Below are 22,925 nucleotides of genomic sequence, written 5' to 3' on the forward strand. Positions count from 1 at the left end.
TCGGTGCCGCCCGACCGGAATCGGCGTGCTCGTACGCCTGCCGCATTACGCGGCGAAAACCAGCCGAGTCCGGCGCAGTCCTCGACACACGCTTTCAGCTACTCGGTCAAGGGTGCACCAGGGGCTGGTCGAATGCCCTCTCCTCAAGTGCTGTACCGGCAGTTCTCCTGTATTGCCGCCATAGTTCCTTGCGCCCCTGGGGCACTGCTGGAGATGCACCCCGCGCCCGGCCGGCCTGACGCTGGCTTTGCGTCCACCCCCGGGAGGAATCGATGCCATCGTTTCTCGGGTCGCTGCGCCAGTGCGCGCTGGCCCCGAAGCTGTCGACCGTCACCTTCGCCGAGCGGGGCTTCCCCGGGGCGGGATCACCGGCCGCGCAGCGGCTGGAGGCCATCCCGCAGTCGGTCATCTGCGGCTTCGAGTGGGGCATCGCCGCGCGCGACCTCTGGGAGGTGGAGCGGCGCCTGGAGCTGGTCGTGCCGGAGCAGCGCGGGTTCGCCTACGAGGGCGCGGCGATGGCCTTCGCCGTGCGCGACGCGATGGCGGGCGGCAGCGGCAAGCGCACCCGCGAGCTGCTGCTCGGGCCCGGCGCGCCGCACGTGTTCCTGACCTACATCGGCATCGGGTTCGCCATGGCGCGGCTGCCCCGGCCGCTCTGGCGCAAGATCATCCCGGACCTCGGCGGCTCGCCGTACTACCCGACGATGACCTGGCTTGCCGTCGACGGCTACGGCTTCGACCTGGCCTACTTCGACACCGAGCGCTACGTCGATCGCCAGCAGGTGCCGCCCGCCTACCCGTGGGAGGGCAGGCCGGACTACTTCCCGCGCGCGGTCGACCAGGGCATCGGCCGCGCCCTGTGGTTCATCCACGGCGCCGACCCCGCCGCCGTCGTCGCCGCCGTCGACCGCTTCCCCGCCGAGCGCAGGCCGGACCTGTGGGCGGGCGTCGGGCTGGCCGCGACCTTCGCGGGCGGCTGCTCGGCCGACGGCCTGGCCGCGGTCCGCGAGGCCGCGGGCGAGCACCGCCCCCAGCTCGCCGTCGGCGTGGTCTTCGCGGTCAAGGCGCGCACGTTCGCCGGGCACGTGCCCGAGCACACGGCGCTGGGCGCGCGGGAGCTGGCCGGGCTGTCGGTGGCCGACGCGGTGGCGATCGCCGACCGCACCGAGGCCGCCGCCGACGCGGCCGACGACGCCGAGCCGCTTTACGAGAAGTGGCGGAGCCGCATTCGTGCGCATTTCGCGGAAAATGCGTCACAGCGGGCAGGCAAGCGCGGAGGGGGTGCCCGCCCCCGCCGCGTGTGAAAATTGTCCCTGAATAGCACAAGCCCGTTTGATCCACAATTGAGGGGGCTGATTTTGAGCAGTTCATGGCGAACGCTCCGGCGTCGTCTGCTGACCCCGAACGTGGCCGAGACGAGCGTCGACAAGCGCGGCTTCCACAAGAAGTCACCGGCCGCGGTCGAGCGCCTGGAAACGGTCGGGAAGACATTTCTCACCGGATACGGCGCCGCGGTCGGGGCGCGCGCCGCGGCCGAGGCCGAGCAGGAGATCGAGCAGCTGCCCGACTGGCTGCGCGGGTTCGCCTACGAGGGCGCGGGGATGGGGCTGGCCATGCTCGACGGCCTGCCCTTCGGCCGCTCCGACCACCTCGCCCGGCTGCTGGCCCGCCCGGTCGGCGCCGCCTACCAGACGCTGATCTACGTCGGCCTCGGCTGGGCGATGGCCCGGCTGCCCCGGTTCCGCTGGGCGCCTGCCTCGGCGCTGGACCCCGTGCTGGCCCCCCTGGTGCTCGACGGGTACGGCTTCCACCAGGCGTACTTCCGCACCGCGCGCTACGTGGACGGGCAGTACCAGGACCCGTCGTTCACCTGGCTGGGCGCAGGCCGCGGCGGCTACGCCAACCAGGCCATCGACCAGGGCATCGGCCGCGCGCTGTGGTTCGTCTGCGGCACCGACCCCGACCTGGTCGCCGACCGGATCGAGGCGTTCCCCGCCGCCCGGCGCAGCCACCTGTTCGCGGGCACCGGCCTCGCGGCGACCTACGCGGGCGGCGTGACCGAGGACGAGCTGCGCACGCTGGCCCGCCGCGCGGGCCGCTACCGCGCCGACGTCGCCCAGGGCAGCGCCTTCGCCGCCTTCGCCAGGGTCAGCGCGGGCATCGTGCCGGAGCACTCCGCCCTGGCCACCCAGGTCTTCTGCGGCACCACGCCGGAGGAAGCGGCGCGGCTCACCACCGAACTGCGCCCGGTCAGCCAAGACGAGCACGAACTGCCCGCCTACGAGGTGTGGCGGCAGCGACTCGCGAACGAGTTCATTTCCCTTGGAGGTGTCAACACATGACCGCGATACTAGGACTGCTGCGCAGGCAGCTGACCGGTGTCATCGCGCTCGTGGTCGTCGTCGGCTTCTTCTTCGCGGTCGCCCTGCCGCAGAGCTCGGCCGAGGAGCGCAACGACCTGGCGAGCCGCTACGCCTTCGCCGGTCAGAGCATCGCGCTGCCCGCATCGGACAAGGTCCAGTCGATCCGCCAGGTCAACAAGGCCTACAAGCACATCGACGCCTGGATCTCCTCCGTCGGCGCCGCGGTGGCCATGAACGACCTGGACGGCGACGGCCTGCCCAACGACCTGTGCCTGGTCGACCCGCGCACCGACCAGGTGATCATCACCCCGACCCCGGGCCCGGGCGGCAACCGCTACGCCCCGTTCGAGCTCGACCCGGCCCCGTTGCCGGTGACGGACGTGATGGCGCCGATGGGCTGCGTTCCCGCCGACCTCAACGAGGACGGCAGGCTCGACCTGCTGGTCTACATGTGGGGCCGCACGCCGATCCTGTACCTGTCCCGCGCCGACCACCACGGCCTCAACGCCGAGACCTACCAGCCCGTCGAGGTGCTGGAGGGTGTCAGCAGCGGCGGCACCTACACCGGTCCGCAGTGGAACACCAACGCGGCCACCATCGCCGACTTCGACGGCGACGGCCACGACGACATCTTCATCGGCAACTACTTCCCCGACAGCCCGGTGCTGGACCCCAGCAAGGACGGCGGGGTCGAGATGAACCACTCGATGTCGCACGCGCAGAACGGCGGCGAGAAGGTCATCCTGTGCTGGAAGGGCGCCACCGCGGGGAACAACCCGACCGCGGAGTTCATGCGCGCCCCGGCCGACGCGCTGCCCGAGGAGGCCCGCCACGGCTGGACGCTGGGCGTCAGCGCCAACGACCTCGACGGCGACCTGCTGCCGGAGCTCTACATCGCCAACGACTTCGGCCCCGACCGGCTGCTGCACAACCGGTCGACCCCCGGCAAGCTGGAGTTCGCCAACGTCAAGACGACCCGCGGGCCGGGCACGCCGAAGTCCAAGCGCATCGGCGACGACTCGTTCAAGGGCATGGGCGTCGACTTCGGCGACTTCGACCACGACGGCCTCTACGACGCCTTCGTCTCCAACCTGACCGTGTCGTGGGGCATCGTGGAGAGCAACTTCCACTTCATGAACACCGCGGCCGACGTGGCCGACGTGCGCGCCCAGCTCCTCGACGGCGACGCCCCGTTCGAGGACGTCAGCGGCTCGCAGGGCACGGCGTGGTCCGGCTGGGCGTGGGATGTGAAGATCGCCGACTTCGCCAACAGCGGCGAGCTCCAGATCGCCCAGGCCAACGGCTTCGTCCGCGGCCACACCAACCGCTGGCCGCAGCTGCAGGAGCTGGCGATGGCGCACGACTCGCTGGTCTCCAGCCCCGGTGCCTGGCCCAACGCCAACGAGGGCGACGACCTCGCGGGCGGGGACACCATGAAGTTCTTCGTCAAGGGCGATGACGGCCGCTACGTCGACCTCGCCCCCGAGCTGGGCCTGGCCATCCCGGTCCCGACCCGCGGCATCGCCACCGGCGACGCCGACGGCGACGGCCTGCTCGACTTCGCGGTGGCCCGCCAGTACGCCGAGCCGGTGTTCTACCAGAACCAGTCGCCCGCCGCCGGTGGGTACCTGAACCTGAAGCTGACCCACAAGCAGGACGGCACGGTCGGCGCCGCGCCCGTCGCGGGCTCCCCGGTCACCGGCGCCCAGGTGGTCGTGACCACGGCCGACGGCAAGAAGTACATCCAGCGCGTCGACGGCAGCAGCGGCCACTCCGGCCGCCGCAGCAGCGAGGTCCACATCGGACTCGGCGACGCGCAGGGCCCGGTCTCGGTGCAGATCAGGTGGCGGGACCGCCAGGGCGAAGTGCACGAGCAGGAACTGCAGCTCAGCCAGGGCAAGCACGCCCTTGAGCTCGGCGACCGCGTCGAGGAGAGGTGAGCAGGGAAATGGTAGTCCAGGAAGCCAAACCCGGCGGGAAGCCGCCCGCAGGCGGTCCGCCGAAGAACCCCAAGGTCATCAAGGCGCTGCGCCGGTTCGCGATCTCGATCACCATCTTCAACATCGCCGGTTTCGTCGTGCTCGGCTTCGAGCAGCCGTGGACCTGGCCGTTCGTCGCCGTGGCCACCGGCTACACCGTCGAGCTGGTGTTCGAGAAGATCGGCGCCCGGGTCGAGGGCCGCGCGCCGCGCTACGCGGGCAACGGCCTGCGCGGGGTCATCGAGTTCCTGTTCCCCGCGCACATCACCAGCCTCGCGCTGAACATGCTGATCTACGTCAACGACCGCATCTGGGTCATGATGTTCGCCGTCACCCTCGCGGTGGCCACGAAGTGGATCCTGCGCGCCCCGGTGCGCGGCAACCTGCGGCACTACATGAACCCGTCCAACTTCGGGATCCTGATGGTGCTGATCCTGTTCCCCTGGGGCAGCATCGCGCCGCCGTACCACTTCACCGAGAACGTCAACGACGTGGTCGGCTGGATCATCGTCGGCGCCATCCTGGTCACCGGCACGATGCTCAACGCCAAGCTGACCGGCCGCATGTGGCTGATCTTCGGCTGGCTGAGCTTCTTCGCCCTGCAGGCGGTGCTGCGCGGGATCCTGTTCGACACCTCGATCCCCGCCGCGCTGTCGGTGATGACCGGTGTGGCCTTCGTGCTCTACACCAACTACATGGTCACCGACCCCGGCACCACCCCGTCGAAGCCGGGCGCCCAGTTCGCCTTCGGCGCGGGTGTGGCGATGGTCTACGGCGTGTTCATGGTTGCGAACATCGCCTACGGCCTGTTCTTCGCCACCGCGATCGTCTGCCTGATCCGCGGCATGTTCCTGTGGGGCCTGCACTTCGTCAACAAGGCCCGCGTGCAGTTCGAGGCCGAGCAGCGCGCCAAGGCCGAAGCCGCCAAGCAGGCGCCCGCGATCTCGGTCGTCAAGGACGAGGGCGGGCCCGCTGCCCGCCCCGCGGCGGCATGACCACCTCGCACGGTCGAGTGCCCCCAGGGCCGCCCCGCCGGGCGGCCCTGGGGGTCCTGCGGAAGCTGCGCGCCGACCGCCTCGGCCTGATGAGCGAGGCGGTCGGCACGTACGGCGACGCGGTGCGGGTGGCGATCGGCCCGAAGAAGCTCTACATCTTCAACCACCCCGACCACGCCAAGCACGTGCTCGCGGACAACGCCGCCAACTACCACAAGGGCATCGGCTACACCGAGGCCAAGCGCGCGCTCGGCGACGGGCTGCTGACCAGCGAGGGCGCGCTGTGGAAGGAGCAGCGGCGCACCATCCAGCCGGTCTTCCAGCACAAGCGGATCGCCGCGCGGGCCGACGTCATCGTCGACGAGGCGCTCGGCCTGGTCGGGCGGCTGCGCGCCCAGGGCGCGGCGGGCGGCCCGGTGGACGTGCTCGCCGAGGTCACCGCGCTCACCCTGGGCGTGCTCGGCCGCACGCTGCTGGAGTCCGACCTCGGCGCGTTCGACTCCATCGTGCACTCCTTCGACGCGGTGCAGGACCAGGCCATGTTCGAGATGGAGACCCTGGGCCTGGTGCCGCACTGGCTGCCGCTGCGCGGCCAGCTGGAGTTCCGCAAGGCGCGCACCGACCTGGAGCGGATGGTCGCCATCCTGGTCGCCCAGCGCAAGGCCAACCCGATCGCCTCCGGCGACGACGTGGTCACCCGGCTCATCGCCTCCACGGCCAAGGAGGCCGACCGGCGCGTCGGCGACCGGCGCATGCGCGACGAGCTGGTGACGCTGCTGCTGGCAGGCCACGAGACCACGGCCAGCACGGTCGGGTGGACGCTGCACCTGGTCGGCAAGCACCCCGAGGTGCGGCAGCGGCTGCACGAGGAGGCGGTGGCCGTCTACGGCGACCGCCGCCCGGAGTACGCCGACCTCGCCAAGCTGCGCTACACGCACATGGTGCTGGACGAGGCCATGCGCCTGTACCCGCCGGTGTGGATCCTGCCCCGGCGGGCGCTGCAGGACGACGAGGTGGGCGGCTACCACGTGCCCGCGGGCGCCGAGGTGCTGATCTGCCCGTACACCCTGCACCGGCACCCGGCGTACTGGCCCGAGCCGACCCGCTTCGACCCGCAGCGGTTCGACCCGGACGTGCCCTCGGGCAGGCCGCGCTACGCCCACATCCCCTTCGGCGCCGGACCGCGGTTCTGCGTCGGCAACCACCTGGGGATGATGGAGGCCACCTTCATCATCTCCACGCTGATGCGCGAGCTGCGGCTGGACGAGGTGCCGGGCTTCCGGGTCACCCCCGAGCCGATGATGTCGCTGCGCCTCGGCGGCGGCCTGAAGATGTTCGTCCGCGGTTGGACCCCGGCCGCCCGCCGGTCGGCCGCCTGAGCACCCCCGGAGAGCACCCATGAGCAGCAACCTCGCCGAAGACCCGCACGGTCACCCCAGGACGGTCGAGTTCGCCAAGCTGCGCGCCGCGATCGCCGACCCGGCCGTCCGCGAGCTGTTCCCGTTCCGGTTCCTGGCCGCCAACGAGACCTTCGGCAGGCTCGTCGACGCCACCGCCCACCGCATCCTGGAGTCGATCGGCGCCCTTCCGCCCCCCACCGGCATCACCGTGCCGATGGCCAAGAAGGCGCTGTCGATGCCGTGGAAGCGGACGATCCCGCTGAAGTTCCTCTACGAGAAGCTGTCCGACAGCGGCATCCTCAGCCGCGGCGACGGGCGCTACTTCCCCGGCCTGGCCCCGGTGGAGGACTTCGACACCGTGGCCGCCGAGCTGGCCGAGCGCGAGCCCGGTGCCGCGGTGGCCGCGGAGATCCTGCGCACGCTGGTCGAGGAGGCGGGCTCCTTCTTCAGCGGCGCGGCCACCGGCGACGAGATCCTGTTCTCGCCGCAGAAGCTGCCGCTGTGGCTGAAGTACTTCTCCAACGACAACCCGCTCTACGCCATCAACAACAGCGTCGGCGCGGAGGCGCTGGCGCGGCTGGTCCCGGCGGGCGGCGGGCCGTTCGAGGTGCTGGAGATCGGCGGGGGCTGCGGCAGCGCGGCCGACCAGGCGCTGCGCAGGCTGGGCCCGGCCATCACCCGCTACCGCTTCACCGAGGTGGCCGAGACCTTCGCCCGCCACGGCGAGCGCGCGGCCAGGGCGGCGGCGTCCCCGTCGACGGTCGTGGAGTCGGCGCGGGTGGACATGACGCTGCCGTGGGAGCCCCAGGGCATCGAGCCGGGCACGTTCGACGTGGTGTACTCGGTGAACTGCTTCCACGTGGCCCCCGACCTCGACTTCGTCATCGACGAGGCGGCCAAGGCGCTCAAGCCGGGCGGCGCGGTCGTGGTCTCGGAGTGCGTGCGGCCGACGAAGCTGGCCCGGCCCATCCACGCCGAGATCATCTTCGACTTCCTGGACAGCTTCACCGACGTGATGACCGACCCGGTCAAGCGGCCGACCCACGGGTTCCTGACCCCGGCCGCCTGGCGCGCCACCTTCGAGGCGGCGGGGCTGCCCGACGTCGAGGTCCTGCCGGACGTCGACACCATCGCCGAGAAGTACCCCGACTTCGTCGTCGGCGCGGTCATCGCCCGCGCGTCGCACTAGGGAGCTGACTATGGTTGCCGGCTTGGTCCGCCTGGCGGTGCGCCGCTCGCTGCGCGACACCCGCCACGTCCGCGTCCTGCCCCGCCGCCGCGCGACGGGCCTGGTCGCCGACGTGTACCGCCAGGTAGAACGCGACTTCGGCATGCTGGCCCCACCGGTGGCGCTGCACTCCGCCGCGCCCCCGGTGCTGGCCGCGTCGTGGGCGATCCTGCGCGAGACCCTGATCGCCGACGGCGCCGCCGACCGCGCCGCGAAGGAAGCCGTGGCGACGGGGGTGTCCCAGGCGAACAGCTGCCCGTACTGCGTCGACGTCCACGGCATGACCCTGGACGCCCTCGACTCCGGCGACCGCTCCGACCTGACGGTCTGGGCGGCCGCGACCGCGACCTACCCGGGCGCGGGCCTGCCGCCCGCGCCCGCGGAGCAGGCCGCGGAGCTGGTCGGGGTCGCGGTGGCGTTCCACTACTACAACCGCATGGTGAACGTGTTCCTGCGCGAATCCCCGTTCCCGGCGCACGTGCCGGAGTCGGCGAAGCCGAAGGCCCGCCAGGTGCTGGGCGGCGTGCTGCGGGTGTCCGCGGCGGACACCGCCCGCGCGGGGGATGCGGTGGAGCTGCTGCCTCCCGCTGAATCCCCCGCGGACCTCGCCTGGGCCGCGGGCAGCCCGGTCGTCGCCGATGCGTTCGCCCGCGCGTATGCGGCGGTGGAGGCCGCGGGGGTGCGCTCGGTGTCGCCCGAGGTGCGCGCCCTGGTCGAACGCCGCCTGGCGAACTGGGACGGGCGGGCACCGGGGTTGAGCCGCGCGTGGGTGAACGACGCGGTGGCCGACCTGTCGCCTGCTGACCAGGCGGCTGGGCGGTTGGCGCTGCTGACGGCTATGGCGTCGTATCAGGTGGATGAGGGGTTGGTCGCCGGGTACCGGGAGCACTTCCCGGCGGACAGCTCGCTGATCGAGATCACGGGGTGGGCGAGTATGGCGGCTGCTCGGCGGATTAGCGGGTGGGTGGCTAATAGCGGGCGTGCTGCTGCTTGATGGATTCTCCGGCGCCGCCGGTCGGGCTTCGGCTCGGCCGGCGGTGTCGTCGTTTGGCCAACTGCTTGCCGGGGTTGTCGGTCGCCCTGGTCATCCCTACCTCTCCAGACGCCCTCTCGGCGGGTTTGCGTGGCCAAGGGGGCCAGTCAACCCCCGAGCCACGTCGTGCCCCGGGAAGACGGTGATGTCGTGGAGTGCGCGGGTGAGTTTGGCGGCGAGCATCCAAGGCATGAGGGGGTGGCCGTGGGCGAGCGAGGCGTTCTCGTCCAGGAGGGTCGGTTGGATTGCCGGGCCGGGGGCGAACAGCAAACCGTTGACGCCATCGACGGGGTGGGCGGCTACGCGCATGAGGGTGTGGCGGCCGGTGGAGAGGGCGGGGCACAGGCGCAGGGTGAGACGGGCGCAGGGGGCGCAGACGGGTGGTTCGGCGACTAGCGCGCTCTGGGGCCAGTTGTGGTCGCGGGTGATCGTGTCGGTGACCAGCCAGAGGGTGCCGTGGTCGTTGCGGTCGGCTGGGTTGGCGCAGACCTGGCAGAGCAGACGGGCCATGCAGCGGCGTTGGCGGAGCGGGTGGATGCGGGCGTAGAGGGGTTTGCCGGAGCCGTGGGCGAGGCCAGCGCGGTCCCAGAGGATTCCTCGGGTGTCGCGGTCGCCGAGGACTTCGTCGCTGTACTGGATGCCGGTGCCGTCGGGGTTGACGACCACGGGCGGGTGGCCGATGTCTTCGTTGCTCCACCTGGCGACGTAGGGGACGGGGAAGCGGGCTTTGGGTGCCCTGCGGTGCTTCGAGTTCTCTGGAAGCAAAGTGCCCACTGGTGCCGCCAATCTGTCCGGTGTCGACTAGGTCCGCGAGTACTCGGAAATGCTGGTCGACTGACGGGCCAGCTGGTTGACCGTCAAGCCGAGTCCGGTTTGGACCCTAGGGTGGCGCCAACTCGTCGGACCTGCCTCATACGCATGATCTTTATGCGTGGCGCGCATACGGAAGGTGATCACAGGCGTATGGTGGAGGGGCACTCGTGAGCCGGCCGAGCGAGGCCGGGAGGCTAGGGGTTCGGATGGGGATCAGCATGTACTGCACGCGCTGCGGGGGAAGACTGGCGCGCGACAGTCGATCGAGCGTGTGCAGCCCCTGTCGTCACGTCAGAGGCGGGGGCACTGATGATGCGCCCGACCTGGGACGCGATTTCTGGACGACCGACCAGATGCGTGACGCCTTCGCCTCGCGAGACATGGGAGCAGTGGTGCGGGCTTATCGCTACCATCCGGCGCACGGCCACAAGCCATTGCCGCAGCAGACCGTCAGCCGATGGCTTCGGATAACGCAGTCTCAGCTGAGCCGCATCGAGTCCGGGCGCAACAAGGTCGGTGAGATCAACAAGCTCGAGCACTATGCCAAAGTGCTGAAGATGCCTGCTGACCTTCTCTGGTTCAGGCTTGCCGGGGAGAGTTCGCCGCTTGCTTCCCGGCCTTCCTCCGGCCACGTTCTAGCCCTTCCTGAGGGGCCGGTCGTGCCAGCCGCGACCCGTGCGGAGTCCGCGATAGCCGATTGCCTTGCGAGGACCCTGGACGACTACGCCGCCACGGACAATTTAGCTGGTCCGCGTTCGCTTCTTGCTATCGCTCCTCGGCAGCTGCGGTTCGTCGAGGAACTCCTGCTCAAGGCGAGGGGCAAGGACAGGGCTCGTCTTCTCCGGGTTGCGGCCCGCTTCTCCGAATTCGTCGGATGGCTCAGTCAAGATGCCGGAGATGTGCCCAACGCCATGTCGTTCACATCGATGGCTTCGGACTACGCAGAAGAGGCCGGGGACGACATCCTCTCCCGGTACATCCTCATGCGACGCAGCAATATCGCTACTGACGCCGAAAGATACGACCTGGCGTTGCGGTTGGCGGATGGCGCCCTGGCGGGCGTTGATGGACGCGAAGCCCCGCGCATGCGCGCTCTGGCACTGCGCCAACAGGCGCACGTGTACGCGAAGAAGGGTGACTCCGACGCTTGTGCGCGTGCCCTGGAAGAGGCATACGCAATGGCTGGGCGAACAGTGGACGCCGAATCGGAGCTGGGTTCGTACTGCACTCCTGAGTTCATCGAGATGGAGGCGGCCGTCTGCTGGGTGGAACTGGGTTCCCCGCGTTCGGCGATCACGTCGCTGCGCAGAGGTCTCTCGGCGTGGCGCCCCGAGTTCCGGCGAGACCTCGGCCTCTGTCTCGCGCGGCTCGCGTTTGCCCACGCCGCTGATTCGCAGCCGGACCATGCGACTCAGGTGGTGCGCAGTGCGGTCGGCATCGCCGTTGAAACGCGATCTCATCGCACCGAAGCTCAATTGGTGCGCGTTATTGGAACGCTCCGCAGCGGCGGAGCGGAGAATGAGGCTCGGCAGGTCGGGTTCCTGCTGGAGAACCTGGCCATCGGCGTCGGCGGAAAGGGAGAAGTTCGTGATCACGGCTGCCACTTCGGATGACGAGTTTCATCGAAAAGCGCGCGTTGCGGTGCTTCCGGTCGGCAGCTTCGAGCAGCATGGGAAGCACCTTCCACTGGCCACCGACACGCTCGTCGCCTGCGTGATCGCGAAGTGCGTGAGCGACCGGTACGACCTGTTCTGCTTGCCGCCGATCACCTTCTCGTGCTCACATGAGCACGAGGGCTTCCCGGGAACTGTCAGCATCAGCGCCCGTACGCTGATGTCGGTCGTGTCCGACATCAGCCACTCCCTCCAGCGCGCCGGCATTGACCGTCTGGTGTTGGTCAATGGGCACGGCGGCAACTACGTCTTGTTCAACGTGGCGCAGGAATGCAATGTGACTGAACGGCGGATGGGGCTCTTCCCATCTCCTTCTGATGTGACCGGAGCGCGCGCGGCCGCAGGGATGGTGACGACGGCCTCCGAGGACATGCACGGTGGGGAGTGGGAGGTGTCCATCCTGCTCCACGCCTACCCCGATCTGGTCAAGGAGAGCTACGTCGACGCAGACGTCCAGGTCGACGAGCGGCCGCTTCTCCACCTGCTGGGTGTCAAGGGCTATTCGACATCGGGGATCATCGGCAAACCATCCGCCGCGACGGCCGAGAAGGGCGGGCTCGCGCTCGCTGCGCTGACGGAATCCTTCGGGGGCCTGCTTCAGCAACTCGAACTGCAGAAGTGAGCGTGAATGAGCCGTTCCCGTCGGGATCGCCTGCCTCCCGCTGGTTGTCCGCTTCTCCCGCAAATGAGCGAGGGCGTGTCCGGACTTCTCAGTCGCGGACACGCCCTCTCGGACTCCCCCGGGTGCTTATTCCTTCTCGGGCTTGCGGGCCACGAAGAGGAGGTAGCCCAGTTCGGGGACCAGGCCCGCCGGGTTCTTGAACAGTTCCAGGACCGGCAGCACGCCCTCGCCGTGGCGTTCCAGGAGTTCCTCCTGGCGGCGCTCCACCGTTTCGATCACGCGGTGGCCGGTGAGCTGGGTGTGCTTGCTGATGTCGTGGAACTCGACCAGCTCCAGGCCCGACTCGCGGACCAGCGCCTGGTAGGCGTCGGCGTAGAGGAGGGGCTTGGCGTGCATGCCGTCGAGCATCTCCTGGACCAGGCGGGCGTTCTCGGGGGTCATCTCGCCCAGTTGGAGCTGGTCGGTGACCACGATGCGGCCGCCGGGGCGCAGGACGCGCAGGCACTCGCGGAGGACGTGCAGGCGGTCCATGTGCATCAGGGCTTCGAAGATCCAGACGACGTCGAAGCTGTCGTCCGGGAAGGGGAGCTCGGCGGCGTCGGCGTACTGGAAGCTCACCCGGTCGGCCAGGCCCTGGGCGGCGGCGCGGGAGTTGGCGTCGTCGATCTGGCCCTGGTTGTTGGAGATGCCGACGATCTCCACCGGGGCCTGCTTGGCCAGCTTGAAGGCGGGCAGGCCCACCCCGCAGCCGATGTCGAGCAGGCGCCCGCCCGCGGTGCCGGTCTTCTCGATCAGCAGGTCGGTCAGGCGCTCGGTCGCGTCCTGGATCGAGCTCTTGTCCTCGGCGGACTCCCAGTAGCCCTGGTGGAAGTTCTCCCCCCACACGTCGAGCATGACCTCGTGCATGAGGCGGTAGAACGCATCGGTGTCGCTCACGGTGCCGCTCCTTCCGGGTCGGGCGGGGCTCAGGCCGCGGTGGAGACGGCGCCTTCGACGGCGGTCAGGCGGACCGGGAGGCTGCGGTGGCCGTTCATGATGAACGTCGGCAGCGGCTGCAGCTCCTCGGCCGGGACCGCCAGGGTCAGGTCCGGGTAGCGCTCGAACAGCGCGGACAGGCCCACCGTCGCCACCATCCGCGCGATGCCCGCGCCGAGGCAGTAGTGCGGGCCGTAGCCGAAGGACAGGTGCTCCTTGTCCTCGCGGGTGATGTCGAAGGTGCAGCGGGAGTCCCCGTGCAGGGCGGGGTCGCGGCCGATCGCGGCGTAGTTGACCAGGATCGGGTCGCCCTTGGGGATCACCACGTCGCCGAGGTCGATGTCCTCGACCGCGTAGCGCAGCGGCAGGTTGGCGATCGGCGACTCCAGCCGCAGCACCTCGTCGATCACGTCGTCCCAGCTGGCCTGGCCGGACTTGACCAGCTCCAGCTGCTCGGGGTTGCTCAGCAGCGCGGTGATGGCCTTGTCGAAGAAGTTGATCGTCGTCTCCGACCCGGCGCCGAGGATGGCGAAGATGGTGTCGGCCAGCTCCTGCTCGGTCAGCCGGGAGCCGTCCTCGTCGCGGGCGGCGATCAGGTCGCTGGTGATGTCGGCGCCGGGCTCGGCGCGCTTGAGGGCCACCAGGTCGGCGATCGCGGTCCGCCAGCCCAGCAGCACCTGCTGGGCCTGCTCCGGGCTGATCGTGGTGTCCAGCATGACGTCGAGGACCTTCGCCGTGGCGACCCGGGCCTCCTCGGACATGCCGATCAGGTCGGCGACGAGCATGCCGGGCAGCGGGTAGGCGAAGCGCTCCTTGAGGTCGACGACCTCACCCGGCGGCACGTTGCCCAGCGCGTCGAGCAGCATGTTGGTCAGCCCGACGACGTGCGGGCGGATCTCCTCGGTGCGCCGGGCGGTGAACGCCTTGCCGATGAGCCTGCGCAGCCGGTGGTGGTCGCGGCCGTAGGTGGTGGACACGTTGTCCATCGCCACCCAGCTGATCAGCTCCCAGTCGGGGCGGATCTCGCCGTTGATGAACGCGGGCCAGTGGTTGCGGGCGCTCTTGGTGACGTTGGGGTTGGTCAGCAGCTGCTTGATGACGGCGTGGCTGTTGACCGACCAGACGACGACGCCGCCGGGCAGCTCCACCTGGACGGCGGAACCCTGCGCGCGCAACTCGTCGGCCTGGCCGTGGATGTCCTGGCCGGTCGGGTCCAGGGCGGGGCAGCGCTTCTCCATCATGATCTCCTGCTAGTCCGATTCCGGTCAGGCCGTGCGCTCGGCCGTGATGAACACGAAGGTCCCCTTGTCGACGATCTCGTGCCGCACGGCCAGCCCCGCGGCGGCGAGCCACTGGTGCAGCTGCTCCAGCTCGAACAGCAGGTGCCCGGCCGGACGGCTGGGGAAGAAGTGCGACGCCTGGAAGTGGCGGGCGATCGGGTCGTCGCTCCACCGGAAGGTCATCATGGTGAGCACGCCGCCGGGGCGCAGGCAGCGGCCGATCTCGGCGATGGCCTGCTCGGCGTCGTCGGGGAAGGCCTGCAGCGCGTTCCACAGGTTGATCGCCCCGAGGCTGGCGTCGGCGAACGGCAGGTTCAGCGCCGTGCCCATGACCGCGGGCACCTCCGGCAGCCGGTTGCGCAGCACGTTCAGCATCGGCAGCAGCATGTCGACGGCGGTCAGCCGCTCGGCGCCGACGGCGTTCGCCACGACCTCGGTCCAGCGGCCCGCGCCCGCGGCCAGGTCGACGACCGGGCCGGTGGTGCCGCTGAGGTGCTCGATGATGTAGGCGTCCTCGAACTCCGGGCTCACCTGGTAGCCGATGTTGGTCCCGGCCAGCCGCAGGTAGTTGGGCCGCAGGAAGGCCTCGTAGTACAGGCCCATCTTCGGCATCTCCGACAGCTTCTGCAGCAGGTCGGCGGTGGCCGCGTCGTTCTCCACGCCGTCGCGCACGCCCGCGGACAGGTCGAGGATGCCGTTGGCGCTGAGGTAGGTCGCCGCGCACGCCTCGCAGCGCGCGCCGCTGCCCTGCAGCTGGATCGGACCGTGGCAGGTCGGGCAGCGCAGCAGCTGCGCGCGGTCGCCGAACTGCTCGTCGGTCGGCTGGGTCTGCGCGGGCTCGAACGTCCACTCGGGAACGACCACGGCGGGCAGCTCGGCCGGGGTGCCGTTGTTGACCGCCCAGTACGCGATGTGGCCCGCGAAGGCCCACACCGTGCGGGTGTCGTTCTCCCAGTTGGTGCGGACCTGCTCGGGGGTGAGCCCGGCCACCGCGGCCTTGGCGTGGGCGGCGTTCTCCTCGTCCATCTTCCACGCCGACGGCGCGGGCCAGACCTGGCCGAGGTCGGGGTCGGCCGGGTCGAGCTCGGCCAGGCCGCGGGCCAGCCGGGTGCGCTCCTCGGGGTCGAGGTCCAGCTCGTCGGTGACGGCGAGGATGGCGGCGCGGTCGGCGGGGAAGTGGGCGAGCAGGTACAGCAGGGCCAGGGTCAGCGGCTGGCCGCTGGACCCGCCGCGCACCAGCGCGAGGTAGCTGTCCAGGCCCGCGCGCACCGCGGTGGCGACCGGGCCGTCCAGGCGCGGGTACTCGGCCTCGGCGAGCAGACCGAGCAGGATGGCGACGTGCCCCTTGCGGTCCGGCCCCGCGGCGTCGAGCGCGGCGATCACCTCGGGCACGGCGTCGAGCGCGAGGTCGGTCAGTTTCCCCTCGCTCCACAGCGCGGCGACGAGGTTCTGGTACGCCGCGGCCATGCCGTCGGGGGACGCGCCGGTGAACGAGCGCACCAGCTCGGCGATCGGGGGGTTGGCGTCGGAGGCACTCATTCGGCGATTCCTCCCAGGGAAGGCGAATAGGCAGACTGGGCCCGTCCAGAACCGTGCCACCGGGGCGGACCAGCGGACATCTCCCGCTGTGCTCGGGGGCGCTGCGGCGCAACCCGCGAGATGTGGCCGCCGGGCCGCCCCCGCCACGATGGGCCGACAGATCGGTCGGACACCGGACCCGGGCGGGCAGATGACTGAGCCAGCGGACATCGGCGAGCACTACGACAAGCGCTCGCCCATCGGCGACGAGCTGCGCGACGGCCAGCTGCACATGTGGTACTGGTACGACCGCGACGACCCCGCCCCGCTCACCGAGGCCGTGCACCGCATGACCCGCAAGGTGACCGACACCCTCGGCCTGCGCGCGGGCGAGCACGTGCTCGACGCCGGGTGCGGCCCGGGGGAGACCGCGGTGCACCTGGCCAACCGCTTCGGGGTGCGGGTCACCGGGATCACCGTCAGCGCCTACGAGGTCGAGCGGGCGCGCCAGCGGGCCGCGGCGGCGGGCGTGGGGGACGTGGTCACCTTCGAGTACGGCGACTTCATGGCGCTGTCCTACCCGGACAACTCCTTCGACGCGGTGCTGGCGCTGGAGTCGCTGCAGAACGCGCCCGACCTCGACCAGGTGCTCGCCGAGCTGTTCCGGGTGCTGCGGCCGGGCGGGCGGATCTCCTTCTCCGACTTCAGCCTCGGCAAGCCCGGCGACCCCGCGCGGGTGCGCACGTTCATGGACACCCTCAAGCTGCCCCGGCTGCCCACCGCCGCCCAGTGGCTGGAGCACGCCAGGGCCGCCGGGTTCGAGGTCGAGGAGCACACCGAGTGCGGGCCGCGGGTCTTCGGCCGCAAGGCCAAGTACCTCGAAGCCGCGATGGCCGTGCAGGGCGAGGTGGCCGCGAAGTTCGGCGACGACGCGGTGGCCGAGTTCTCCCGCCTGCACCACGGGTTCTTCGTCCCGCGCAAGGACCAGATCGGGTACGTGATCGTCGCGGCGCGCAAGCCCGGGCGCAACGGCGGAGATGCGGCCGGTCGCGGCGTTGGTTGAGACTGGACGCGCGTCACCTTCGTTGTCCTGAGTGGACGGACAGGCGCATCCGACGACTTCGAGGAGGTCCCGGCATGGGACACGACGTAGGCCGCCGCGCGATCGTGCTGGGCGGGAGCATCGCCGGGCTGCTCTCGGCCAGGGTGCTCGCCGAGTCCTTCCACGAGGTGCTGGTGGTCGACCGCGACGAGCTGACGGGGGTCACCACCGCCCGCCGCGGCGTGCCGCAGGGCAGGCACGTGCACGGCCTGCTGGCCCGCGGCCAGCAGATCCTGGAGGAGCTGTTCCCCAGCTTCACCGCGGGCGTCAAGGCGGCGGGCGTGCCCACCGGCGACCTCGGCGAGCTGCGCTGGTTCTTCAACGGGGTGCGGCCCGAGCCCAACACCACCGGCCTGATCTGCCTGTCGGCCACCCGCCCGGTGCTGGAGTCGCACGTGCGCGCCCGGGTCGCCGCGCTGCCCAACGTCACGCTCATCGAGCAGACCGACATCGTCGGCATCACCACCACCAAGGACAACTCCCGGGTGACCGGCGCGCGGGTGCAGCGCCACGGCGCCGACGCCGAGGAGGTGCTGGAGGCCGACCTGGTGGTCGACGCCACCGGCCGCGGCTCGCGCACCCCCGCCTGGCTGGAGGAGCTGGGCTACGGCCGCCCCGACGAGGACCGGGTCAAGGTCAACACCTGCTACACCACCCGCATCTACCGGCTGCGCGACGAGTCCGTCCTCAACGGCGACCTGTCGATCAACTCCCTGGCCTCGCCCGCCAACCGCCGCGGCGGGTTCTTCTCCCGCATCGAGGACGGCAAGTGCGTGCTGTCGCTCTACGGCGTGCTCGGCGACAGCGCGCCCAGCGACAACGAGGGCTTCGTCGAGTTCGCCAAGTCCCTGGCGGTGCCCGACATCTACGAGGTCATCAAGGACGCCGAGCCGCTGACCGACGCGGTGATCCACCGCTACCCGGCCAGCGTGCGCCGCCGCTACGAGCGCATGGCCCGCTTCCCCGAGCGCATGGTCGTCATCGGCGACGCGGCGTGCAGCTTCCACCCCGTCTACGGCCAGGGCATGACCATCGCCGCGATCGAGGCGCTGACCCTGCGCGACCACCTGCGCCGGGGCATGCCGCGGCCCGCGGCCTTCCACCGCGACATCGCCAAGGTCATCGACGGCGCGTGGGACATGTCCACCAGCGGCGACCTGGCCTACCCCGAGGTCGAGGGCCCGCGCCCGCTCAAGGTCCGGCTGGGCAACGCCTTCATGGCCAAGGTCCAGGCCGCCATGACCCGCGACAGCGAGGTCACCGGCGCGTTCATGCGGATCGCGGGCATGGTCGACACGCCCGCCTCGCTGATGAAGCCGGGGATGATGCTGCGCATCCTGCGCAACGGCAAGCCCGCCGCGCCCGCCGAGCAGCAGCGCCCCGGCTCCGGCGAGGGCCCCGGCCAGGTCGACCTCCCGCGCGCCGCCTGAGTGAGGAAGAGGACACGATGAGCTTCGCCGCCGCCCAGCCCGGCACCCCGGAGTACGACGCCGCCACCGCGGTGTTCAACCTGGCCGCGCCCGCCCGGCCCGCGGCCGCGGTGACGGCCCGGTCCGTCGCCGACGTGCGGGCCGCGGTCCGCCACGCCCGGGCGGCGGGGCTCCCGGTGCGGGTGCACACCACCGGCCACTCGGCGGGCAGCGCCGCGCCGATGGACGGGGCGCTGCTGATCCGCACCGAGCTCGACGGCGAGGTCGAGGTCGACGCGGCCGGGCGGGTGGCCCGCATCCCGGCGGGCGCCCGCTGGGGCGCGGTGGTCAAGGCGACCGCGCCGCACGGGCTGGTGCCGCCGCACGGGTCGGCCGCCACCGTCGGCGCGGTCGGCTACCTGCTGCGCGGCGGCGTCAGCTTCTACGGGCGGGCCGTGGGCGTGGCGGCCAACAGCGTCCGGGCCATCGAGCTGGTCACCGCCGACGGCGAGCTGCGCAGGGTGGACGCCGAGGCGGACCCGGAGCTGTTCTGGGCGCTGCGCGGCGGTGGCGGCGGCTTCGGCGTCGTCACCGCCGTGGAGGTCGGGCTGTTCCCGGTCGCCTCGGTGGTCACCGGGGCGACCTTCTGGCCCGGCGAGCACGCCGGGGCGCTGCTGCGGGCCTGGCAGAAGTGGACGCTGGACGCGCCCCGCGAGGCGTCGACGTCGCTGCGCATCCTCAACCTGCCGCCGGTGCCCGACGTGCCCGAGGCGCTGCGCAACGGCCCGGTGGTCGGCGTCGACGGCGTGGTGCTCGCCGCGGGCGGCGACGAGGAGCGCGCCCTGCGGCAGGCCGACGAGCTGCTGGCCCCGCTGCGGGCCGTCGCCGACCCGGTGATGGACACCTGGCAGGCGACCGCGGCGGGGGCGGTGCTGGAGTCGCACATGGACCCCAGCGACCCGCTGCCCTACCTCGGCGACCACCTGCTGCTGCGGGAGCTGGACGACAGCGGCATCGACGAGTTCGTGCGCCTGCTCGGGCCGGGCTCAGGCTCGCCGCTGGTCATGGCGGGCCTGCGCCAGCTCGGCGGCGCCCTGGCCGACCCCGACCCGGCGGGCGGCGCGTTCAACCGCATCGACGCCCACTACGCCTACTCCGGCTCCGCCGCGCCGTTCCCGCCGGTCACCGCGGAGATGATCACCGAGCACTGCGCGCGGGTGCGGGCGGCGCTGGGGCCGTGGGACACCGGCCGCACCGCGCCGACGTTCGTCGACAGCCACGACCAGCCGCAGGGCCACCTGTCGGCCGAGGACGTGGCCGCCGTCGACCGGGTGCGCGCCCGGGTCGACCCGACCGGGCTGTTCCGCACCGACATCTCGCCCAACGCCACCGCGGCCTGACGGGCGGGCGCGCGACCACTGCCACTGCGATTCGACGGGGGCTTGCCGAAGATGGGATCCGACGCGCGGTTCGCCGTCACATCGCCGGGGCAGGACGGGCTCTGGTACCTGACCGAGCTGGCGCCCGACTCGCCGGCGCACACCCTGTGCCGGGCGTGGCGGGTCAGCGGCCCCCTCGACGTCGCGGGCCTGCGCGCGGCCTGGCGGTCGGTGCTCGCCCGGCACGAGAGCCTGCGGTGCGCGGTGGTCGACCGGGCGGGCAGGCCGGAGCTGCTGGTCGCCGTCGAGCCGGCCGAGGAGGCGTGGTCCTGCGTCGACCTCGGCGGGGGCGACGCCGCGGCGGCGGCCTTCTGCGCCGAGCTGGCCGCCGCGCCGCTGCCGCCCGCGGCCGCGCCGCTGGCCCGCCTGGCGGTGGCCAAGGTCGGCGCGGACGACCACGTGGTCGCCCTCGTCGCGCACCGGCTGGTGTGCGACGAGGAGTCCCTGGGGATCGTCGCCGCCGAGCTGGCGGGCGTCTCCGGCGAGGCGCCGAAGTACACCGACTTCGCGCTGGAGGAGCGCATCCGCGACCAGCGCGGGCTGCTGGACTGGTGGCGCGCCGAGCTGTCGCCGCCGCCCGCCGCGCCCGACCTGCCGGTCGACCACGTGCGCCCGCCGGTCCCCTGGGCCCCGGCGGGCGTCGTGCGCTTCGACTGGGGGCTGGAGGTCCCGCCCACCACCGTGCTCGCCGCGTTCCACGCGCTGCTGCACCGCTACGGCGGCGGCGACCGCATCGCCGTGGGCATGGCCGCGTCGGTCCGCCCGCCCGAGTTCGCAAGCGCGGTCGGGCTGTTCGAGAACCTGGTGGTGCCCTGCGTCGACTTCACCGGCGCGCCCACCTTCCAGGAGCTGGTGGCGCGCGTGGAGGCGGCCGTCGACGGGGCGCTGTCGCATGCGGCGCTGCCGTTCGAGGAGCTGGTGCGCGGGCTCGGCGTGGACCGGGAGGCGCACCGCGTGCCCTTCGGCGACGTGCTCTTCGGCATCGCGCCGCCCGCGGTCGCGCCCCGGCTGCCGGGGGTCGAGGTGGCGGAGCAGCCGGTCGACCCGCGAGCGGCCCGGGCCACCCTTGCGCTGTCGGTGGCCGAGTCCGGTGGCGCGGGCGTGCTGGAGTACCGCGCCGACGTGTTCGAGCCCTCCTCCGTCCGGCTGCTGCTCGACCAGCTGCACACCCTGCTCACCGCCGCGCTGGCCGACCCCGACGCGCCGGTCGCCGCCCTGCCGCTGGAGACCGAGGTGCAACTCGAGGTCGCCGCGCGGGCCGCCGACCGGATCGCCGACGGCCCCGCGGGCCCGGACGCGGTCAACACCCTCGTCCACCGGATCGCGCGCGCGACCCCGGACGCGCCCGCCCTGTCCTCAGGCGGCACCTACGCCGAGCTGGTCGCCGAGGCGGGCCGGGTCGCTGCCGCGCTCGCGGGGGCGCAGGGGCAGCCAGTCGCCGTGCGGATGGCCGCCGGGCCGCGCCAGATCGCCGCGGTCCTCGGCGTGCTGGACGCGGGCGCGCACCTGGTCTGCCTCGGCGCCGACGAGATGGGGGAGCGGGGCCGGGCGCTGCTGGCCGACACCCGCCCCGCCCGCCTGGTCGTCGACGGCGCGGCCGGGCCGGACGCGCTGGCCCGCTGGTACGCCGAGGAACTGGACGGCCAGGTGGTCGACCTCGCCGACCTGCCCGAGCAGCAGGCGCGGGCCGCGGCCCCGAGCCCCGGCGACCGCGCCTACATCGCCTTCACCTCCGGCTCGACCGGCAGGCCCAAGGGGATCCCGCAGACCCACGCCACGCTGGCCCAGTTCGCCACCTGGTTCGCAGGCGAGTTCGGCATCGGCCCCGGCGCGCGGGTCGCCCAGTGGGCCGCGCCCGGCTACGACGCCGCCCTCTGCGAGGCGTTCGCCGCCCTGGTCGCGGGCGCGACGCTGTGCCCGGTCCCCGACCGCATCCGCGCCAACCCGGAGAAGATCACCGCGTGGCTGGCCGATGAGGGGATCACCCACTTCCAGACCGTGCCCAGCTTCGCCAGGGAGGTCCTGCGGGTGGTCACCGCGGGCGCGCGGCTGGACCTGTCCCACCTGCTGCTCGCGGGCGAGGCGCTGCCCGGCGAGCTGGCCGACGGCCTGCGCGCCGCGCTGCCCGGCACCCGGCTGGTCAACCTGTACGGGCCGACCGAGCTGGTCCTGGCCACCTGGCACGAGGTCGGCCCGGTCGGCCGCGGCGTCACCCCGGTCGGGCGGTCCATCCCGGGCAGGCAGGTGCTCGTGCTCGACGCCCAGGACCGGCCGTGCCCGGCGGGCGTCACCGGCGACATCGTGGTGCGCAGCCCGTTCACCACCCCCGGCTACCTCGGCTCCGACGACCGCGCGCCGTTCACCGCGGCCGGCTACCGCACCGGCGACCTCGGCAGGCGGCGCTTCGACGGCGCGCTGGAGTTCCGCGGCCGCAAGGACACCCAGGTCAAGTTCAACGGCATCCGGCTGGAGCTGGGCGATATCGAGTCCGCCCTGGCCGGGCACGGGTCGGTCGCCGAGTGCGCGGTGGTGGCCGTCGCCGACGGCGCAGGCGTGGTCACCCGGCTGGTGGCCTACGTCGTCCCGGCCCGCGGTCCGGATGGGACGGCCACCGGCGCGGCCGCGCAGTGGCGGGCCGCGCTGCGCGAGCGGTTCGGCAAGGCGATGCCGCCGGTCACCTTCCGCACGCTGCTCGGGCTGCCCCGCAACACCGGCGGCAAGATCGACCGCCGCGGCCTGCCCGACCCCGGCGTGCCGGGCGGGGACGCCGGGCGCGCGGCCGAGAGCTGGGTCGAGCAGGACCTGGCCGCGATCTGGGCCGAGCTGGGCGTGCGGCCGGGCCACGCCGAGGACACCTTCTTCGCCGCGGGCGGCCACTCGCTGCTCGTCCCGGTGCTCCTGCACGCCGTGCGCAGCCAGTTCGGCGTGCCGGTGGCGGTCCCGGAGTTCCTCACCGACCCGACCGTCGCGGGCCTCGCCGCCCGCGTCGAGGCGGGGATCGCGCGGGCGGACCGCAGGCGCACGCCGCACTGAGGAAGATGCCGGACGGGTGGCCGCGGGGTGAGGATCGCATATCGCCGAGGGCGCGAGGAGAAC

At 72.0% G+C, this 22,925-nt stretch carries 17 protein-coding genes; 13 read left to right on the forward strand and 4 right to left on the reverse strand.

What is annotated here, in order from left to right:
- Positions 1–272: 272 nt before the first annotated feature.
- From ACWEPX_RS09155 to ACWEPX_RS09185, 7 genes are read left to right on the forward strand one after another with little or no spacing between them, the layout of a single operon-like run.
- On the forward strand, positions 273–1,304 hold the full coding sequence (locus tag ACWEPX_RS09155; protein ID WP_451896583.1) for a DUF1702 family protein: 1,032 nt from the start codon (positions 273–275) through the stop codon (positions 1,302–1,304).
- Positions 1,305–1,358: 54 nt separating this feature from the next.
- Positions 1,359–2,342 (forward strand): DUF1702 family protein, encoded by a 984-nt coding sequence (locus tag ACWEPX_RS09160; RefSeq protein WP_451896584.1) that lies wholly within the window; start codon positions 1,359–1,361, stop codon positions 2,340–2,342.
- Positions 2,339–4,303 (forward strand): CRTAC1 family protein, encoded by a 1,965-nt coding sequence (locus ACWEPX_RS09165; RefSeq protein ID WP_451896585.1) that lies wholly within the window; start codon positions 2,339–2,341, stop codon positions 4,301–4,303. The genes ACWEPX_RS09160 and ACWEPX_RS09165 overlap by 4 nt, the downstream gene beginning before the upstream one ends.
- 8 nt (positions 4,304–4,311) lie before the next feature.
- Positions 4,312–5,337 carry an enediyne biosynthesis protein gene (locus ACWEPX_RS09170; protein ID WP_451896881.1) on the forward strand — a complete coding sequence of 342 codons (1,026 nt, stop codon included), beginning with the start codon at positions 4,312–4,314 and terminating at the stop codon, positions 5,335–5,337.
- Positions 5,334–6,716 carry a cytochrome P450 gene (locus tag ACWEPX_RS09175; RefSeq protein ID WP_451896586.1) on the forward strand — a complete coding sequence of 461 codons (1,383 nt, stop codon included), beginning with the start codon at positions 5,334–5,336 and terminating at the stop codon, positions 6,714–6,716. Before ACWEPX_RS09170 ends, ACWEPX_RS09175 begins: the two co-directional genes overlap by 4 nt.
- 19 nt (positions 6,717–6,735) lie before the next feature.
- Complete coding sequence (locus ACWEPX_RS09180; RefSeq protein WP_451896587.1) at positions 6,736–7,926, forward strand: class I SAM-dependent methyltransferase; 1,191 nt, start codon at positions 6,736–6,738, stop codon at positions 7,924–7,926.
- Between the two features lie 10 nt (positions 7,927–7,936).
- Positions 7,937–8,959 carry a carboxymuconolactone decarboxylase family protein gene (locus ACWEPX_RS09185; protein WP_451896588.1) on the forward strand — a complete coding sequence of 341 codons (1,023 nt, stop codon included), beginning with the start codon at positions 7,937–7,939 and terminating at the stop codon, positions 8,957–8,959.
- 96 nt (positions 8,960–9,055) lie between these two features.
- Here ACWEPX_RS09185 and ACWEPX_RS09190 read toward each other — a convergent pair whose 3' ends face one another.
- Positions 9,056–9,772, reverse strand: a complete 717-nt coding sequence (locus ACWEPX_RS09190; RefSeq protein ID WP_451896589.1) for a hypothetical protein — start codon at positions 9,770–9,772, stop codon at positions 9,056–9,058.
- Between the two features lie 392 nt (positions 9,773–10,164).
- On the opposite strand from ACWEPX_RS09190, the gene ACWEPX_RS09195 reads away from it, so the two are divergent.
- Complete coding sequence (locus tag ACWEPX_RS09195) at positions 10,165–11,424, forward strand: helix-turn-helix domain-containing protein (RefSeq protein ID WP_451896590.1); 1,260 nt, start codon at positions 10,165–10,167, stop codon at positions 11,422–11,424.
- Entirely contained in the window at positions 11,399–12,106 is a 708-nt protein-coding gene (locus ACWEPX_RS09200; protein WP_451896591.1) for a creatininase family protein, read from the forward strand. The genes ACWEPX_RS09195 and ACWEPX_RS09200 overlap by 26 nt, the downstream gene beginning before the upstream one ends.
- A gap of 126 nt (positions 12,107–12,232) precedes the next feature.
- On the opposite strand, the gene ACWEPX_RS09205 is transcribed toward ACWEPX_RS09200, so the two are convergent.
- Genes ACWEPX_RS09205 through ACWEPX_RS09215 form a run of 3 tightly spaced genes read right to left on the reverse strand, consistent with a single transcriptional unit; the run spans position 12,233 to position 15,900 of the window.
- Positions 12,233–13,042: a methyltransferase domain-containing protein gene (locus ACWEPX_RS09205; RefSeq protein WP_451896592.1), complete on the reverse strand. Its 810-nt coding sequence runs from the start codon at positions 13,040–13,042 to the stop codon at positions 12,233–12,235.
- A gap of 29 nt (positions 13,043–13,071) precedes the next feature.
- Positions 13,072–14,319: a cytochrome P450 family protein gene (locus tag ACWEPX_RS09210; protein ID WP_451896593.1), complete on the reverse strand. Its 1,248-nt coding sequence runs from the start codon at positions 14,317–14,319 to the stop codon at positions 13,072–13,074.
- A 27-nt stretch (positions 14,320–14,346) separates the two neighbouring features.
- Positions 14,347–15,900 carry a methyltransferase domain-containing protein gene (locus ACWEPX_RS09215; protein ID WP_451896594.1) on the reverse strand — a complete coding sequence of 518 codons (1,554 nt, stop codon included), beginning with the start codon at positions 15,898–15,900 and terminating at the stop codon, positions 14,347–14,349.
- 190 nt (positions 15,901–16,090) lie between these two features.
- Between ACWEPX_RS09215 and ACWEPX_RS09220 the strand changes: the two genes are divergently transcribed.
- The 4 genes from ACWEPX_RS09220 to ACWEPX_RS09235 all read left to right on the forward strand — a co-directional run bounded on the left by ACWEPX_RS09220 (position 16,091) and on the right by ACWEPX_RS09235 (position 22,862).
- The gene (locus ACWEPX_RS09220) at positions 16,091–16,942 is read left to right on the forward strand and encodes an SAM-dependent methyltransferase (RefSeq protein ID WP_451896595.1); all 852 of its coding nucleotides are present in this window, start codon (positions 16,091–16,093) and stop codon (positions 16,940–16,942) included.
- Between the two features lie 74 nt (positions 16,943–17,016).
- Positions 17,017–18,411, forward strand: coding sequence for an FAD-dependent oxidoreductase (locus ACWEPX_RS09225; RefSeq protein WP_451896596.1), 1,395 nt, complete (start codon positions 17,017–17,019; stop codon positions 18,409–18,411).
- A 17-nt stretch (positions 18,412–18,428) separates the two neighbouring features.
- Positions 18,429–19,790 (forward strand): FAD-binding oxidoreductase, encoded by a 1,362-nt coding sequence (locus ACWEPX_RS09230; protein ID WP_451896597.1) that lies wholly within the window; start codon positions 18,429–18,431, stop codon positions 19,788–19,790.
- A 51-nt stretch (positions 19,791–19,841) separates the two neighbouring features.
- A complete protein-coding gene (locus ACWEPX_RS09235; RefSeq protein WP_451896598.1) occupies positions 19,842–22,862 on the forward strand; it encodes an AMP-binding protein in 3,021 nt (1,006 codons plus the stop codon).
- The last annotated feature ends 63 nt before the right edge of the window (positions 22,863–22,925 follow it).

The sequence above is a fragment of the Actinokineospora sp. NPDC004072 genome, from assembly GCF_053604195.1.